This is a genomic window from Aeromonas sp. sif2433 (assembly GCF_019218705.1).
Lineage (GTDB): Bacteria > Pseudomonadota > Gammaproteobacteria > Enterobacterales > Aeromonadaceae > Aeromonas > Aeromonas encheleia.
On record NZ_JAHUXD010000007.1, the window covers coordinates 181,938 to 197,535 of the forward strand.

General features: G+C 62.4%; 12 protein-coding genes and 4 tRNA genes. 4 read left to right on the forward strand and 12 right to left on the reverse strand.

From position 1 onward, the window contains the following. Window positions 1–178 precede the first annotated feature (178 nt). On the reverse strand, window positions 179–1,183 hold the full coding sequence (locus KW825_RS12815) for an OmpA family protein (RefSeq protein WP_042653189.1): 1,005 nt from the start codon (window positions 1,181–1,183) through the stop codon (window positions 179–181). Between the two features lie 533 nt (window positions 1,184–1,716). Between KW825_RS12815 and KW825_RS12820 the strand changes: the two genes are divergently transcribed. Further along, on the forward strand, window positions 1,717–2,049 hold the full coding sequence (locus KW825_RS12820) for a hypothetical protein (protein ID WP_218329437.1): 333 nt from the start codon (window positions 1,717–1,719) through the stop codon (window positions 2,047–2,049). A 201-nt stretch (window positions 2,050–2,250) separates the two neighbouring features. On the opposite strand, the gene KW825_RS12825 is transcribed toward KW825_RS12820, so the two are convergent. The 5 genes from KW825_RS12825 to plsY form a co-directional block, all read right to left on the reverse strand. After that, window positions 2,251–2,326, reverse strand: a tRNA-Asn gene (locus tag KW825_RS12825). Between the two features lie 44 nt (window positions 2,327–2,370). Beyond that, window positions 2,371–2,446: transfer RNA gene (locus tag KW825_RS12830), tRNA-Phe, on the reverse strand. 3 nt (window positions 2,447–2,449) lie between these two features. Then, a tRNA-Thr gene (locus KW825_RS12835) sits at window positions 2,450–2,525 on the reverse strand. A 52-nt stretch (window positions 2,526–2,577) separates the two neighbouring features. Next, window positions 2,578–2,653, reverse strand: a tRNA-Phe gene (locus KW825_RS12840). A gap of 47 nt (window positions 2,654–2,700) precedes the next feature. Continuing rightward, a complete protein-coding gene (gene plsY, locus KW825_RS12845) occupies window positions 2,701–3,363 on the reverse strand; it encodes a glycerol-3-phosphate 1-O-acyltransferase PlsY (protein WP_042641224.1) in 663 nt (220 codons plus the stop codon). Between the two features lie 171 nt (window positions 3,364–3,534). Between plsY and folB the strand changes: the two genes are divergently transcribed. The 3 genes from folB to KW825_RS12860 all read left to right on the forward strand — a co-directional run bounded on the left by folB (window position 3,535) and on the right by KW825_RS12860 (window position 5,049). Beyond that, entirely contained in the window at window positions 3,535–3,906 is a 372-nt protein-coding gene (gene folB / locus KW825_RS12850) for a dihydroneopterin aldolase (protein ID WP_218329438.1), read from the forward strand. 38 nt (window positions 3,907–3,944) lie between these two features. Next, a complete protein-coding gene (gene folK / locus KW825_RS12855) occupies window positions 3,945–4,454 on the forward strand; it encodes a 2-amino-4-hydroxy-6-hydroxymethyldihydropteridine diphosphokinase (RefSeq protein WP_218329484.1) in 510 nt (169 codons plus the stop codon). 106 nt (window positions 4,455–4,560) lie between these two features. Next, a complete protein-coding gene (locus KW825_RS12860; RefSeq protein ID WP_042641447.1) occupies window positions 4,561–5,049 on the forward strand; it encodes a YbaK/EbsC family protein in 489 nt (162 codons plus the stop codon). 42 nt (window positions 5,050–5,091) lie between these two features. Here the strand turns inward: KW825_RS12860 and mdtD are convergent, their stop codons facing one another. From mdtD to acnB, 6 genes are all read right to left on the reverse strand, one after another. Further along, on the reverse strand, window positions 5,092–6,486 hold the full coding sequence (gene mdtD, locus KW825_RS12865) for a multidrug transporter subunit MdtD (RefSeq protein WP_218329439.1): 1,395 nt from the start codon (window positions 6,484–6,486) through the stop codon (window positions 5,092–5,094). Between the two features lie 84 nt (window positions 6,487–6,570). After that, a complete protein-coding gene (locus KW825_RS12870) occupies window positions 6,571–7,698 on the reverse strand; it encodes a GTP-binding protein (RefSeq protein WP_218329440.1) in 1,128 nt (375 codons plus the stop codon). A 9-nt stretch (window positions 7,699–7,707) separates the two neighbouring features. Beyond that, window positions 7,708–9,102 carry a D-arabinono-1,4-lactone oxidase gene (locus KW825_RS12875; RefSeq protein WP_218329441.1) on the reverse strand — a complete coding sequence of 465 codons (1,395 nt, stop codon included), beginning with the start codon at window positions 9,100–9,102 and terminating at the stop codon, window positions 7,708–7,710. 156 nt (window positions 9,103–9,258) lie between these two features. Next, complete coding sequence (locus KW825_RS12880) at window positions 9,259–10,824, reverse strand: EAL domain-containing protein (RefSeq protein ID WP_042653194.1); 1,566 nt, start codon at window positions 10,822–10,824, stop codon at window positions 9,259–9,261. 112 nt (window positions 10,825–10,936) lie between these two features. Beyond that, on the reverse strand, window positions 10,937–12,511 hold the full coding sequence (locus KW825_RS12885) for an EAL domain-containing protein (protein ID WP_042653195.1): 1,575 nt from the start codon (window positions 12,509–12,511) through the stop codon (window positions 10,937–10,939). 329 nt (window positions 12,512–12,840) lie between these two features. Beyond that, a complete protein-coding gene (gene acnB, locus KW825_RS12890) occupies window positions 12,841–15,438 on the reverse strand; it encodes a bifunctional aconitate hydratase 2/2-methylisocitrate dehydratase (RefSeq protein WP_218329442.1) in 2,598 nt (865 codons plus the stop codon). Between the last annotated feature and the right edge of the window lie 160 nt (window positions 15,439–15,598).

A 15,598-nucleotide genomic window follows, 5' to 3' on the forward strand; every position in this document is an offset into this window, starting at 1 on the left:
CTCTTGAATTGTGCTCTGGGGCTGGACTCGAAGCGGTGACATGCGAAGCAATGGCTCGTCATGCAACGGCAGGCGCCTCTCGAGCCACTCGTCACAACCGTCTTTCATGTCTGCATCGCGGATAAGCAAGAGGGGATGCCATGGCATCCCCTCTTCGCATTATCTGAGCTGAGTCAGATTACTGCTGTACTTCCTGCACGCCGGAGACGCGGACTTCGACGCGACGGTCCGGGGACAGGCAGGAGACCAGCTGATCCTTGGCGGTGATGCCATCGCACTGGGTGCCGGTTACCGGGTCGGCTTCGCCACGACCTTCGATGGAGATCTTGCTGGTGGCCAGACCCTTGCTCACCAGGAAGTCTGCGACGGTGCGGGCACGCGCCTCGGACAGCTGCTGGTTGTAAGCCTCGGAACCGATACGGTCGGTGTAACCGACAACGACGGCGCTGCCATCTTTCGGCTGGAATTCAACGATTTGCTGATACAGACCGTTCAGGGCTTCAACTCCTTCCGGCTTCAGTTCTGCCTTGCCAAAGGCAAACAGCACGTCTGAGTTCAGGGCAAAGTTCTTCTCGACAACCACAGGGGCCGCTTCTGCCACGACGGGTGCAGCAACGGGCTCAACGTAGGAGGTACGGAACGGGTGATACACCGCTTCCAGCGTCGCTACGCTCTGGTTGGATTTGTACTGCTCGCCAGTGGAGGTGGTCAGGTCAGCCACGTCCCACATGTAGCGGTAGCGCGCCTGCAGATCCAGCGCATCGTTCAGCTTGTAGGTCAGACCGATACCGGCCAACGGGGAGACACGGGTGTCACTGTTGTCCAGACCATCGGTGTGGGCCCAGTAGGCACCGGCTTCACCGAACAGGGAGAAATCTTCGCTCAGCGGCAGACGGGCGATACCGGACAGGGTGGCGCCCTGGTTCTCATAGCGCTCGCCATCGGTGCTGCCACGGCCGGCGTACTGGTAACCCAGTTCGGCACCGAAGGTTTCGTTGAAGTTGTAACCCATGAAGAGGTTGGTGGCAGTCGCATCTTCGGTACCATCTTCGACAGCCGCGTTATTCAGGCCGTTGAAGTGGGTGGCACCGATACCGGCACCAAAATAGATGTCGTCGGTAGCGTGAGCTGCAGTGCTTGCCAATGCCAGTGCAATCCAGACAGGAGTCAGTCGTAAGTTCATCGTATAGCCTCATCAATGCTAAATGGTGGGCGTTCAGCCCTTGTTATGTATGGCCGCCATTCTATAGGCGAAATCATGTACAGGACCTTAAGCGCAGAGACTATTTACCACTCATTTTACTGTTTGTTTTTCATGCACTTCTCGGCTTTAACCAGAAAAACGTTTTTACTTAATAGCGGACTTCTTATGCCCTGGGATGTTAGTGATGTATGGTGACTGAGTGAATAGTCATGGGATTATCGAGCTCATGAAAAAAGACCCTTGTCTTGCGACAAAGATCTTTTTGAAATTGGCTCCTCCGACCGGACTTGAACCAGTGGCGCATGGATTAACAGCCTACCGTTCTACCGACTGGAATAAGGAAGAGAAATACCTTGGTACCGGATCATCATCCCGATAGATCTTCCGGGCTCATTTGTCCGACCCGCCCCCCTGGCTCACCAACTCATTTTCCAGCCCCCTCTCGGGATTGCTGCCCCCGGCTTCGCACGTTAAGCTCGCGTATCCACAGGCCCGTACTCGAAGCAACGGCGATGAACCAGCTTATTACCTATATCAAGGCCATCCATCAGCGGCCGGCGCCAGCCACCATCACACGCCAGCGGCATGAGCGATATAGCGAGCAGGACGAGAACGGCACCCTGATCCGGCACCAGCAGACGACCTATTGGTTCGCCAATGGTGTCGTCATCTCTCGCCAGACCGAGCAGGATGATGCGCCTTCCGAGCAGGTTTGCGCCGAATGCTGGATCAGTTATCAGGTCATCACCAGTCCAATTCCCGTCACGCCGCCACGCAAGCTGTTCCACAACCCCTGTCAGGAGGCGTTCTGGCTCAAAATACAGGGCATCACTGCAGCGAGGTGACGGCAGCCCGATAGAAGGACGCAATACCAGGGATAGTCGGAGAGCTTGTTCGGCCAGCGAAGATCCGGCTTTTAAAGACGGTATCAAGAAAAAGAGGGGGTCTGCGATATATCGATAGCGCCCAGCAAACCTGTCTCCAGATCAGCCAGCCGTGAAAAACAGGCAAAGAAAAAGCCCAGCTTTGCAGCTGGGCTTTTGTGTTGGCTCCTCCTACTGGACTTGAACCAGTGACATACGGATTAACAGTCCGCCGTTCTACCGACTGAACTAAGGAGGAATTGTACTTTGGATGCAAGATATCGCTATCTCATCACCCTTAATTGGTGCCCAGAGACGGAATCGAACCGCCGACACGGGGATTTTCAATCCCCTGCTCTACCGACTGAGCTATCTGGGCAAATGGTGCCGGCTACCGGAATCGAACTGGTGACCTACTGATTACAAGTCAGTTGCTCTACCTACTGAGCTAAGCCGGCACACTTTAAACCACTGTGCATGAACACATTTTCACTTCATGGCACCAAAACTTGGTGCCCAGAGACGGAATCGAACCGCCGACACGGGGATTTTCAATCCCCTGCTCTACCGACTGAGCTATCTGGGCGTGGGCGCTATTAAACGGATTTTAGGGCGGGTGGTCAACGGGAAATTTCACTTTCCGTCTCGTTCGTCTCTTTTTTGCGCAGCATCGCCCGTTTTTATCACTTCCGCAGGTGAAGCCACCTCCCGACGGCCCCAGAGTCGAGATTCCTCTCCCTTCAACAGGCGGGTGATGTTCTCGTGATGGCGGATCAGAATGAGGCAGGAGAGCAAGGAGACCGGCAGGGTGTATTCCGGTTTGAGCAGGTAGGTGAAGAGCGGGGTCAGCAGTACGGTGACGATGGAGGCCAGCGACGAATAACCGCTCACCAGCAGCACCAGCAGCCAGGTGGCGATCGCCGCGCCCCCCATGGCAAAACCGATGGGCAGCATGGTACCCAGTGCCGTGGCGACGCCCTTGCCACCCCGGAAGTGAAAGAAGATGGGATACATGTGACCGAGACAGGCCGCCACACCGATGAAGCCGAGGTAGATGGGCTTGATCTGCAGATACCAGGCGAGGTAGACGGGCGCCGTGCCCTTGAGCACATCGAGCAGCAGCACGACCAGCGCCGCCATCCGCCCGCCGAGGCGCAGCACATTGGTCGCCCCCGGGTTGTGGGAGCCATGATCGCGAGGATCCGGCAGCCCCCTGATGCGGGAGACCAGCACGGCACTGGACAGCGAGCCGCCCAGATAGGCCAGAATAATCATCAAAATCGTCAGGGCCGTCATCTTGGTCGTTTTTACCACGATATGAATGGGGTATGATGCGGGCCACATTCTCTGGCTTGGGGTTGCCCAACAGCGTGTCGCCCAAACCGACCGTCAGCAGCAATCTGCTGGCCAGACCTGCATCCCTGCGCTGTTCTCACAGCCCATCAAGAGTAAAGAAGAAGTACTGTCATGGACAAGGTGTTTATTCGCGGACTCGAGGTTTTGACCACCATAGGGGTATATGAGTGGGAGAAAGGCATTTGCCAGAAGCTCTGTTTCGATCTCGAGATGGGCTTTGACAACCGCCCCGCCGCCGCAACCGACGATATCAAGCTGGCATTGGATTATGCCACCCTCTCACGCAAGATCTGTGATCACGCCGCCGGCACCATAGTCGAGCTGGTCGAGACCATGGCCGAGCAGGTCGCCGCCCTGGTGCTGGCCGATGAGCGGGTGCAGTGGGTCAGGGTCGTGCTGACCAAACCGGGCGCCGTGCCCAACGCAGCCGGCGTCGGCGTCGAGATCCTGCGCCACCGCACCCCGGCCGCGAGTGCCCAGTGATGGGCATTCGTACCGATGACGATCAGGGCGGTGACAGCATGACCCGCATCTACATCAGCCTGGGCTCCAACATCGAGCGGGAGCGCCACATCCGGGCCGGGCTCGATGCCCTGCAGGCCGAATTCGGCGAGCTTGAGGTCTCCCAGGTGTTCGAGAGCGAGGCGGTGGGCTTTGCCGGCCGCCCCTTCTACAACCTGGTGGTGGGCGCCGACACCGAGCTGCCGCTGGCGACCCTGTGCCAGCGCCTACGGGCCGTGGAGTTCGCCCATGGCCGCGAGCCGGACGCCAAGAAGTTCGCCCCGCGCACCCTGGATCTGGACCTGCTGCTCTATGGGGATCTGGTCTGTGAGGATCCGGTGGCACTGCCTCGCGGCGAGATCCTCAGCAACGCCTTCGTGCTCTGGCCGCTGGCCGAGCTGGCACCCAGCCTGCGCCATCCCACCGATGGCCGCCCCCTGGGGGAGCTGTGGCACTGCTACGACAAGGCATCGCAGCGACTCAGCCCCATTCCCTTCCACTGGGCGGCGTGCGAATTGCAGCCTCACTGAAGCACAAGGGCACCTCGCGGTGCCCTTGTGCTTATCGGCCATCAGAAAGAGTGATTGGGCCCAAGCCCCGGCGACTGGCAGCATGGCCCTGATACCGGAGACCACAATGCCACTCGATACCATTCACGACTTCAACTGCCAGCTGCTGAGCACTCTGCCCCACCAGCGCTATCAACACGAACCCATCCTGGATTACGCCACCGACGAGCGGGTCAAGGCACGCCTCGGCTGGCAGGCGGAATTCAGCAAGACCCTGTTCCTCAAGTTCAAGGATGGCCGCTTCGCCCTGCTGCTGACCCACAGGGACGGGCGGCTGGATAACAAGGCGGTCAAGGCCAGCCTGGGGGCCAAGCCCTCCATCTGCACACCACAGGAGATGCAGGCGGAGATCGGCTGCCTGCCGGGGGCCGTCTGCCCCTTCCTGCCCCGTGCCGACATCCCGCTGCTGGTGGACTCCGCCCTGCTGGCCCACCACGCCTTCACCTGGACCCCGGGCCACCCGGAGCAGACCTTCCTGCTGGCGACCGAGCACCTGACCACCCTGCTGGCGGCCCTGCCCTGCCAGGTCAGCTACCTGCCCGTGGCGCAGGCCTGATCACTGCTTTTCATCTGACCGAACGGGGCCGCGAGGCCCCGCTCACCCCTGCTCCTTCCTGGCCAGCTGGGCGAAGATCAGCGCCGCCAGCATGGACATCAGGCCGATGCAGAGATAGGTCAGGTGGAAGCCACCCAGCCACTGCTCACTGCCCTCTGCCGGCTGCCCGGCGGAGAATAGCCCGAGCAGGCTGGCGGCGATGGCCACCCCCAGGCTCATGGAGAGCTGCATCACCACCGACAGCAGGCCGTTGCCGCTGCTGGCATGGTCGGCGCTCAAGTCCTGCAGCGTCAGGGTATTCATGGCGGAGAATTGCAGCGAGTTGATGGCGCCGAACACCATCAGCCAGGCCAGCAGCAGCCAGTGCGGCACCTGGTTGTCGATGAGGGAGAAGCTGGCGATCAGCACCCCCAGCGCCAGGGTGTTGACGATCAGGATGCGGCGATAACCCACCTTGGGGATCAGCTTGTTGACCAGGGTCTTGGTCAGCATGGCGCCGATCACCGTGGGGATCATGGTCATGCCCGCCTTGCTCGGCGAGAAGCCCAGCCCCAGCTGCAGGAACAGCGGGGTGAGGAAGGGCATGGCGCCGCTGCCGAGGCGGGCAAACAGGTTGCCCCAGATGCCGATGGCAAAGGTCGAGGTCTGGAACAGCGCCAGGCTGAACAGCGGCTGCTCGGTGTTGGCCGCATAGAGCCAGTAACTCGCCATGGCCGCCAGGCCAAACAGCACCGCAAACAGCGCCCAACCGGTGGAGATGCTGTGCTCACCCAGCCCCTGCAGGCCGACCGAGACCAGCACCATGCCGGCGCTGAACAGCACAAAGCCCTGCCAGTCGAAGCGGGCGGTATGCTGGCGCAGATCCGGCATGAAACTCCAGCTGGCGATGAAACCTATCACCCCCACCGGCAGGTTGATGAGGAACACCCAGTGCCAGCTCGCCACCTCCACCAGCCAGCCCCCCAGCGCCGGGCCGAGCAACGGCCCCAGCAAACCCGGGATGGTGACGAAGGACATCACCCGCAGCAGCTCATGCTTGCTGTAGACCCGCAGCACGGCGAGGCGCCCTATGGGCATCAGCAAAGCTCCCCCCACCCCTTGCAGCACCCGGGCGGCGACCAGCATGGGCAGGCTGTTGGCCGCGGCGCAGGCCAGGGAACCCAGGGTGAACAGCAATATGGCCGCCAGGTAGACGCGGCGGGTGCCGAATCTGTCCGCCAGCCAGCCGGAGGCGGGAATGAGCAGCGCCACCGTCAGCATGTAGGCGATGATCACCGACTGCATCTGCAGCGGGCTCTCCCCCAACGCCGCGGCCATGCTGGGCAGGGCGGTGTTGAGTATGGTGCCATCGAGTGTCTGCATGAAGAAGCCGACCGCGGTCAGCAGGGGCAGCCACTTGCGTTGGGCAGGGGTAACCAGGTGCGAGTGTTCGGGCATGGGCAGCAACCTCTCCTTGTTGTCTTGACCTAAAAAGAGACCCGCACTCGCTTTTTGAAAACGGGGGCGGGTCACATCAGGATATCAGGCATCCGGCTGGCCGAGCATGGCTCTGAGCTGCTCTTCGAGCGTGGGCTCAGGTGCCTTGAGAGTCTCGAGGAACAGGGTCTCGATCCCGGCCTTGTCCCGGCTCTTGACGATAAACACCAGCCTGGACTGGGCCCGCCCTTCCGGCCACTCCCCCAGGGTCTGCAGCGGATAGAGCTGGCCGTGGACGCCGTGGATCACCACCGGCTGACTCTCTCCCTCCAGCAGCAGTATCCCCTTGAGCCGCAGCAGGGCATCGCCGTATTGGGCCTGCACCGCATCGATCGCCGCCAGCAGGCGAGACGGCCTGAGAGGCTCGCCGATGCGCAGGGAGAAGCTCTCGATGTTGCCGTGCTCGAAGTGGGTCGGGGTGGCGGTGCCCACCCTGGCCGCGACCGGCGTCATCCTCGGCTGCAGTGGCGAGGCCAGCCCCTGCTTTGGGGATTCGGTGCGCAGCCAGGCCAGCAGCTGGCGCACATCGCGCCCCGCCGCCTCGTTGTAGGCGCCGAGCTTCTCCAGCACGGTCGGCGACAGCTCGCCATTGCTCACCCGCTGGATCGGCGCCGCCGGGTTGAGCAGTGCCAGTTGGGCTTCCACCCGCGCCAGCACCTCGGCCTCCACCAGGTCGCCCTTGCTCACCACCAGCAGATCCGCCAGCGCCACCTGCTTGACCGCCTCGTACTGCTGGCCGAGCTGCTGCTCGATATGGCCGGCATCCACTACGGTGACTATGCCATCGAAGCGGTAACGCTGGGCGATGAAGCCCTCCTCCTTCAGGGTGAACAGCACGGGGGCCGGATCCGCCAGCCCGGTGGTCTCTATGATGAGCCGCTTGAAGGGTTTGATCTTGCGCTGGATGGCCTTCATAAACAGCCCCTGCAGCGCCTCCACCAGGGAGCCCTGCACCGAGCAGCAGATGCAGCCGGAATCGAGCAGCACCACCTGCTCGTCCACCTGCTGCACCAGATGATGATCCAGCCCCACAGAGCCGAACTCGTTGATCAGCACCGCGCATTCGCCGAGCTCAGGCTGCTTGACCCAGTGGTTGAGCAAGGTGGTCTTGCCGCTGCCGAGGAAGCCGGTCAGCAGGGTGACGGGAATGCGGGTATCTTGCATATCGGTCATGTTAGCGCCTCACCGGTTGGCAAACAGATCGGCGAGCCAGCGGTTTTCGAACCGGCCGCAGGGATCGAGCTCGGCCTTGAGGGCCAGGAAGTCGTGCCAGCGCGGCAGCAGGGCCGGGAAGTCGTAGAGATCCATCGCCAGGTGCTTGCCGAAGTGGGGAATGCCGCCGAGCGGCACCAACAGTTGTTGCAGCTCGCGCATCTGCTCCATGGAGCCATTGACGAAGGTGCCATCCGCCGCCAGATAGACCAGGAAGCCGACCCAGCACACCGACTGGTCATAGGCCGCGCTGAGCCAGGCCTCGGAGGGGCCGGTGCAACGCAGGATAAAGGGGTAATGCAGCACGCCGGGGTTGGCCTGCTGCCAGCGCTGCAGGATCTCCAGCGCCTCGGCCATGCGGTGCAGCGGCACCGCCACCTCGCAGTTGATCTGGGGCGCCGGTATCCCCTTGCAGAGGATCTGGTAGACGTTACCCACCAGATCGGAGGCGTCCTTGAAGCGGCGCACCGTCTCGAAGTGCTCCCCGAGCCGCGCCTCGTCCTTGGTGTCCTTGGCCATCTTCTGCAGGGTGGCATCTATGGTGGCATTCATGCGGGCATCTATGTCCCCCTCCAGCAGCAGCGGCTCGCTGCCCGCGGCGCGGTAACGCTCGACCTCCTCGTCACTGGCCGGATCCACCAGCCAGATGTGGCTCTCGCCGGTCCAGGCGAACCACCAGCTCTTCACGAAGCCGTGCTCGCGGTTGAGCCGCTCGTTGTGCTCCAGCAGGAAGGGGTAGTCGGTGGTGAACTTGGTGCAGCGCATGATGCGGTTTGGCACCGTGCGCAGGGTGACGTCGAGCAGTATGCCGAGCATCCCCATGCCCATCACGAAGGCGCCGAAGCGCGGGTCGGTGCGATCAACCCGGATGAGGTCGCCATTGGCCAGCATGAGGGTCATGGCCTCCACCGCATCGCACAGGGCGGACTGGTGCAGCCCCTGGCCGTGGGTGCCGGTGCTGAGCGCGCCCCCCAGGGTCTGGATGCCGATGACCCCCGGCGAGGCGGGCAGCATCCGCTCCATGGCGATGAGATCCCCATAGACGGTATCGAGCGGCGTCCCCGCCTGATAGGTGACGCTCTCTTCTGTCTTGCTGAGCTGGCCACGCAGATGATGCAAGTCCACCAGCAGCGCCTGGCTGCCCTCGGCATAGACGCTGTGAATGGGTTCGAAGGAGAGCCCTGAGCCGATCAGCCGCAGCTTGCGCTCGGGATGTTCACGCAGCAGGCGTTGCAGCTGGTCGCGGCTGGTCGGGCGCCACACCTGCTCCAGCGCACCGAGGGGGTTGGTCCTGGACCAGTTGAACAGCACCTCTCGATTGCCAATCGCCTTGATGCTGTGAAATGCCTGGAACCTGACCGTCATACCGCGCCTCATCTGACTTCAAAATGAGCGTCAATTCTACCGAAAAGTGAGCCGCAAGGCATGAAAAACAAGCCCCTACAGTCGAGGGGGTGGATAACGAAGGCCTGACCCGTGCAAAGCGGGGATGCTGGCGGCCATCGCAAGGCCCAAGCGCGATCAGCTGGCGAGCGACATGACCCGGCTGGCCGCCTCCGCCCGCAGCATCGCACAAAACTGCCGGAGCGGCACCGGGCGACCGAACAGATAGCCCTGCAGGTAGGTCACCTTGCCCTTGAGATAATTCGCCTGCTGGCGGGTCTCGACCCCTTCGGCGATCAGGGTCAGTCCGAGCCGGCTACCGAGATCGATCACGTTGTCGACTATGTGCTTGGACAGGGATTCGGTGCCGATCCGGCCGATGAAGGATTGATCGATCTTGAGGTAGTCCACATTGAATTGCTGCAGATAGACCAGGCTGGAGTGGCCGGTGCCGAAGTCATCCATGGCCAGCCTGACCCCCATCTCGTTCAGTTGCCTGAACAGCGAGAGGGTATGGGGATCCGCCACCAGCAGCTCACGCTCGGTCAGCTCGAGCACCAGCACCACCTTGCCCGGCTCGAAGCGGGCGAGAAACTCGCGACACTCCCTCAGCAGGATGTAGTCGCGGCAATGGGCCGCGCTGATGTTGAAGCTGATGTGAAAACCTTCGGGCAGACGCCGCTGTTCGGCGGCCAGCCGCTGGCCCACCTCCGCCATGATGAGGCTGGTCATGGGCACGATCAGACCGCTGACCTCCGCCTGGGGAATGAACAGGTCCGGGCGGATCAGGCCCGCGTTCGGATGCTGCCAGCGCATCAGCACCTCGGCCCCCATGATCCGCTCGCCATCGGTCGACACCAGGGGCTGCAGGAAGGGGACAAATTCCCGCGCCTGCAGGGCGCGCGCCAGCTCGTTGGCCGGGGAGCGAGGACGACTCAGCAGCCACCACATGAGCAGGGCAAAGCCGATGCAGATCCCCGTCAGCACCAGCAGTCCAAACCAACGGTGCTGCAACAACCCTTGCCAGCTGGTGGAAAACTTCTGCCCCACGTAAATGGCGAGGGGATAATCCTGCGAGTGCAGCATGACATGGGCCTCGCCGGACAGGGCGGGGGCCTCGCTGAAGAAGTTGCCCTGCTCGTCGAGCCAGTGGCTACCGACGTTCAGCATCAGCTCGAGGGAGGGAATATGAAGGCTCAGGATGAAGCTGAGGTAGTCGCCATCGATCAGCGCCAGGGTGGACGCCTCCCCCTGCACGGCCCGCACCGCCAGGAAGGGGTGACCATTGCGAACGGGGCTGCTGTTGCTCAGCAGCAGCTGCCCCTGGCTGTATTTCTCCGCCGCATAGGGCATCTGATAGGAGCCGAAGAAGGAGGTGCAGTAGATGTTGCCCTCGTGCGCCAGATTGACCGAGCGGATGAAAGACTCCATGGCCGCCTTCTCCCTCAGGTCAAACAGCACGGCTTCGCAGGGCTTGCCCAGCAGCGGCAACGCATTGCGGTTGGCCTCCTTGGCATGCCCCAGCATGTTTTCCAGCATGGTCATGGCGCGATCCGCCGCCTGATTGGACTCCAGCAACAGACCCGCCTGATAACGGTTGTACAACGCCCAGCTGCCGAGCAGCATGGGCAGTGTGAATACCAGCAAGGTGATGGTCAGACGCAGCCAGGGCCGAGCCGTGTCGAACGCGGGGGAATAGGTCATGGGTGGTCCTGCTGCACAAGGACCGCCATGTTAACGATAGAAACTGAACCCAGGCCTAACCGTACAAAAAACAACCACACGAAGATGTTCTGGTGGGCGCCATGAGGCGCCCCTAGGCAAGATCCGCGAGCCTCGGCGCCGCCGACCCGGCTTCCGGCTGCAGCTCGGCGCAGAACTGCGGCAGCGGGATCGGCTGACCGAACAGGTAGCCCTGCAGATAGTCGACCCCCTTGTCGCGCAGATAATCGGCCTGCGCCTCGGTCTCGACCCCTTCCGCCACCAGCGCCAGCCCCAGCCGCGAGCCCAGATCGATGACATTGTCCACTATGTGTTCGGAGAGGGACTCGGTGCCGATCCGGCCGATGAAGGAGCGATCGATCTTGAGATAGTCCACGTGGAACTGCTGCAGATAGAGGAGGCTGGAATGGCCGGTGCCGAAGTCATCGACCGCCAGCTTGACCCCCATCTCGTCCAGCTGCTTGAACAGGGAGAGCGTGTGCGCGTCCGCCACCAGCAGCTCGCGCTCGGTCAGCTCCAGCACCAGCACCACCCGGCCCGGGATGAAGTGCGCGAGGAAGCCGCGGCACTCCTCCAGCAGGGAGAGATCCCGGCAATGGGCCGCACTGATGTTGAGTCCAACATGGAAGCCGTCCGGCAGCTTGTCCTGCCGGGCCGCCAGTTGCACGGCCACCGCCTGGATCAGCTGGCTGGTCATGGGGACTATCACCCCGCACTCCTCGGCCTGGGGAATGAACAGGTCGGGGCGGATCAGACCAGAGCTCGGGTGCTGCCAGCGCATCAGCACCTCGGCCCCCATCACCTTGCCGTCGCCACTGGTCACCAGGGGTTGCAGATAGGGCACGAACTCCCGCGCCCGCAGCGCCCGCTTCAGCTCCCCCTCCATGGAGCGTGGCCGCCCCAGCAGCCACCACACCAGCAGCGAGATGCACAGCGAGAAGCCCAGCAGCATCAGGATGGTCAGGTGCCTGACATGCCACAGCGCCCCCCAGATGGAGGGCAGTTCGAAACCGGCATAGACGGAGAGCGGATAGTGCTCGGACTTGAGCTTGTGCACCGCCAGGGTCGGCAATCTGTGATAGCCCTCCATCAGGTGCCCCTTCTCATCCAGCCAGGCGTTGCCCACATGCAGCTGCACCTCCCCCGAGACCGGGGCACTCAGGGCCAGCATCAGCTTCAGGTATTCGCTGTCGATGGTGCTGAGCACGGCCCCATCCTGCGATTCGGTGCGCACCGCCAGCATGGGGTGATTGGCCCTGACCGGGTTGCCCGACAGCAGGCGCAGGAAGCCCCCGCTGTAGGCACCGACATCGTCCTCCCAGTGCACATCCCCGAACAGCGAGTTGCAGTAGACCCCGTAGTCGTTGATGAGGCTGGCGCTACGGACGAAAGGGGCCAGCGTGACCTCCCTGCGCAACGTCAGCAGCGAGGTTTTGCAGGGGTGCCTGATCAGCGGGAAGATGTTTCTGTTGGCCCCCTCGGCATGATGCAGCATCGCCTCCATCAGGCGTACCGCCTTGGTGGCGGCCAGCTCGGATTGCTTGTCCAGGGTGTGCAGATAGTTGCTGTGCAGCTCCCACAGGCCCACCGAGGTCGGGAGCGCAAACACCAGCAAGGCACATAACAGCCGCCAGCAGGGGCGCGCGGCATCTAATCCCAATAGAAACATTGTCTGACCATCCAGGAATGAGGCGGATAGAACGACCAGCCCCATGACATCGGCACCTTGCCGGCATGAGGCCCAGAGTCGCAGCCAAAAAAGCGGGGCATGATACAGCGGCCGATCCGTTGCGCTCACGAACCAGATCAGTTTTTACTCAATAAAGAGAGAAATGCGTCGAGGGGATGGCGGGGCATGGGGGCGTTCCCCTCCCCCTTATCTCGCCAGCGTCAGGCCGCAGGATCCTGAGGCATCTCATCCTGCTTGGCGCCATGAAAAAGCCCCGACATGGACCGGGGCTTTTTATCAGACTGCGTGCGCCGCGTCGGCGCCCAGCTTTACACCGCTTGCTGCAAGATCACCGCATCGGCCTTCTTGGTATAGGAGGCGATCTCGTTGAAGTTGAGGTAGCGATAGGTGTCGGCCGCGGTGGCATCCAGCGCCTTGGCGTACTGCAGGTACTCCGCCACGGTCGGGATCTTGCCGGTGATGGCGGCAACCGCAGCCAGCTCGGCGGAGGCCAGGTAGACGTTGGCACCCTTGCCCAGACGGTTCGGGAAGTTACGGGTGGAGGTGGAGACCACGGAAGCCCCCTCCGCAACCCGCGCCTGGTTACCCATGCACAGGGAGCAGCCCGGGATCTCGATGCGGGCACCGACCCGGCCGAAGATGCCGTAGTAGCCCTCTTCGGTCAGCTGATCCTTGTCCATCTTGGTGGGCGGGGCTATCCACATACGGGTCGGCAGCTCGCCCTGGTACTTCTCGAGCAGCTTGCCGGCGGCGCGGAAGTGGCCGATGTTGGTCATGCAGGAGCCGATGAACACCTCATCGATCTGGCAGCCAGCCACGTCGCTCAGCAGGCGGGCATCGTCCGGATCGTTCGGCGCACACAGGATGGGCTCCTTGATGGTGGCGAGATCGATCTCGATGATTTCGGCGTACTCGGCATCCTTGTCCGCCTCCATCAGCACCGGATTGGCCAACCACTCCTCCATCCCCCTGATACGGCGGGTGATGGTGCGCACGTCGCCGTAGCCTTCGGACAGCATCCACTTCAGCATGACGATGTTGGACTTGAGGTACTCGATGATCGGTGCCTCATCCAGCTTGATGGTGCAACCGGCGGCGGAGCGCTCGGCGCTGGCATCGGCCAGCTCGAACGCCTGCTCCACCTTCAGGGTCGGCAGCCCCTCGATCTCGAGGATACGGCCGGAGAAGATGTTCTTCTTGCCCGCCTTCTCCACGGTCAGCAGGCCGCGCTGGATGGCGGCATAGGGGATGGCATGGACCAGGTCACGCAGGGTGATGCCCGGTTGCAGCTCGCCCTTGAAGCGCACCAGCACGGATTCCGGCATGTCCAGCGGCATCACGCCGGTGGCGGCGGCGAAGGCCACCAGACCAGAGCCCGCCGGGAAGGAGATCCCGATGGGGAAACGGGTGTGAGAGTCACCACCGGTGCCCACGGTGTCCGGCAGCAGCATGCGGTTCAGCCAGGAGTGGATGACGCCGTCACCGGGACGCAGGGAGACGCCGCCGCGGTTCATGATGAAGTCCGGCAAGGTGTGGTGGGTCTGCACGTCGATGGGCTTCGGATAGGCGGCGGTGTGGCAGAAGGACTGCATGGTCAGATCGGCGGAGAAGCCGAGGCAGGCCAGGTCTTTCAGCTCATCGCGGGTCATCGGGCCAGTGGTGTCCTGGGAACCGACCGTGGTCATGCGGGGCTCGCAGTAGGTGCCGGGACGGATGCCCTGCACGCCGCAGGCCTTGCCCACCATCTTCTGGGCCAGGGTGTAACCCTTGCCGGTGTCGGCCACAGGCACAGGGCGACGGAACACGGTGGAGAACGGCAGCGCCAGCGCCTCGCGCGCCTTGTCGGTCAGACCGCGGCCGATGATCAGCGGGATACGGCCACCGGCGCGCACCTCGTCGATCAGCACCTCGGTCTTGAGGGTGAACTCGGCCAGCACCTCATCGGTGCCGTGGCGGGTGATCTTGCCCTCATAGGGGAAGATGTCGATCACATCGCCCATCTCCAGCTTGGAGACATCCACCTCGATGGGCAGGGCGCCGGCATCTTCCATGGTGTTGAAGAAGATGGGGGCGATCTTGCCGCCGAGGCAGACGCCACCGGCACGCTTGTTCGGCACGAACGGAATGTCGTCGCCCATGAACCAGAGCACCGAGTTGGTGGCGGACTTGCGGGAAGAGCCGGTACCGACCACGTCACCGACGTAGGCCAGCGGGAAGCCGGTCTGCTTGAGCTCTTCGATGGCCTTGACCGGGCCTATCACACCGTCTTTGTCCGGGGTGATGCCGGGGCGGGCGTTTTTCAGCATGGCCAGGGCATGGAGCGGGATGTCGGGACGGGACCAGGCATCCGGCGCCGGAGACAGGTCGTCGGTGTTGGTCTCACCGGTCACCTTGAACACGGTGACGGTGATCTTCTCGGCCAGGGCCGGGCGGTTCAGGAACCACTCGGCATCGGCCCAGGATTGCAGCACCCGTTGGGCATGCGCGTTACCGGCCTTGGCCTTCTCTTCCACGTCGTGGAAGGAGTCGAACATCAGCAGGGTGTGGGAGAGGCCCTTGGCAGCAAGAGGGGCCAGCTCGGCATCATCCAGCAGATCGATCAGCGGCTGGATGTTGTAACCACCCTGCATGGTGCCGAGCAACTCGACGGCTTCGGCCGCGGTCAGGATCGGGGAGTGCGCCTCGCCCTTGGCGACGGCGGTGAGGAAACCGGCCTTCACATAGGCCGCTTCATCAACACCAGGTGGAATTCGGGAGGACAACAGTTCTTTCAGAAAATCTTGTTCACCGGCGGGCGGGTTCTTGAGCAGTTCAACCAGGGCGGCGACTTGCTCTGCATCCAGAGGTTTGGCAACCACGCCCTCGGCGGCACGTTCTGCGACGTGTTTACGGTAGGTTTCAAGCACGACTAATTCCTCTTTGGTCTTTTTTTTGGGGTTCGCCCAAGCTCGCGGCGATCGTCCTTGCGGGACACCCGTAGGGTGCCCCCCACTATATAAGTTTTAACGAGTAAGTAAAATCCAAACCCTGTTCACTTATTCATCAAATCAACATAACCATCTAACC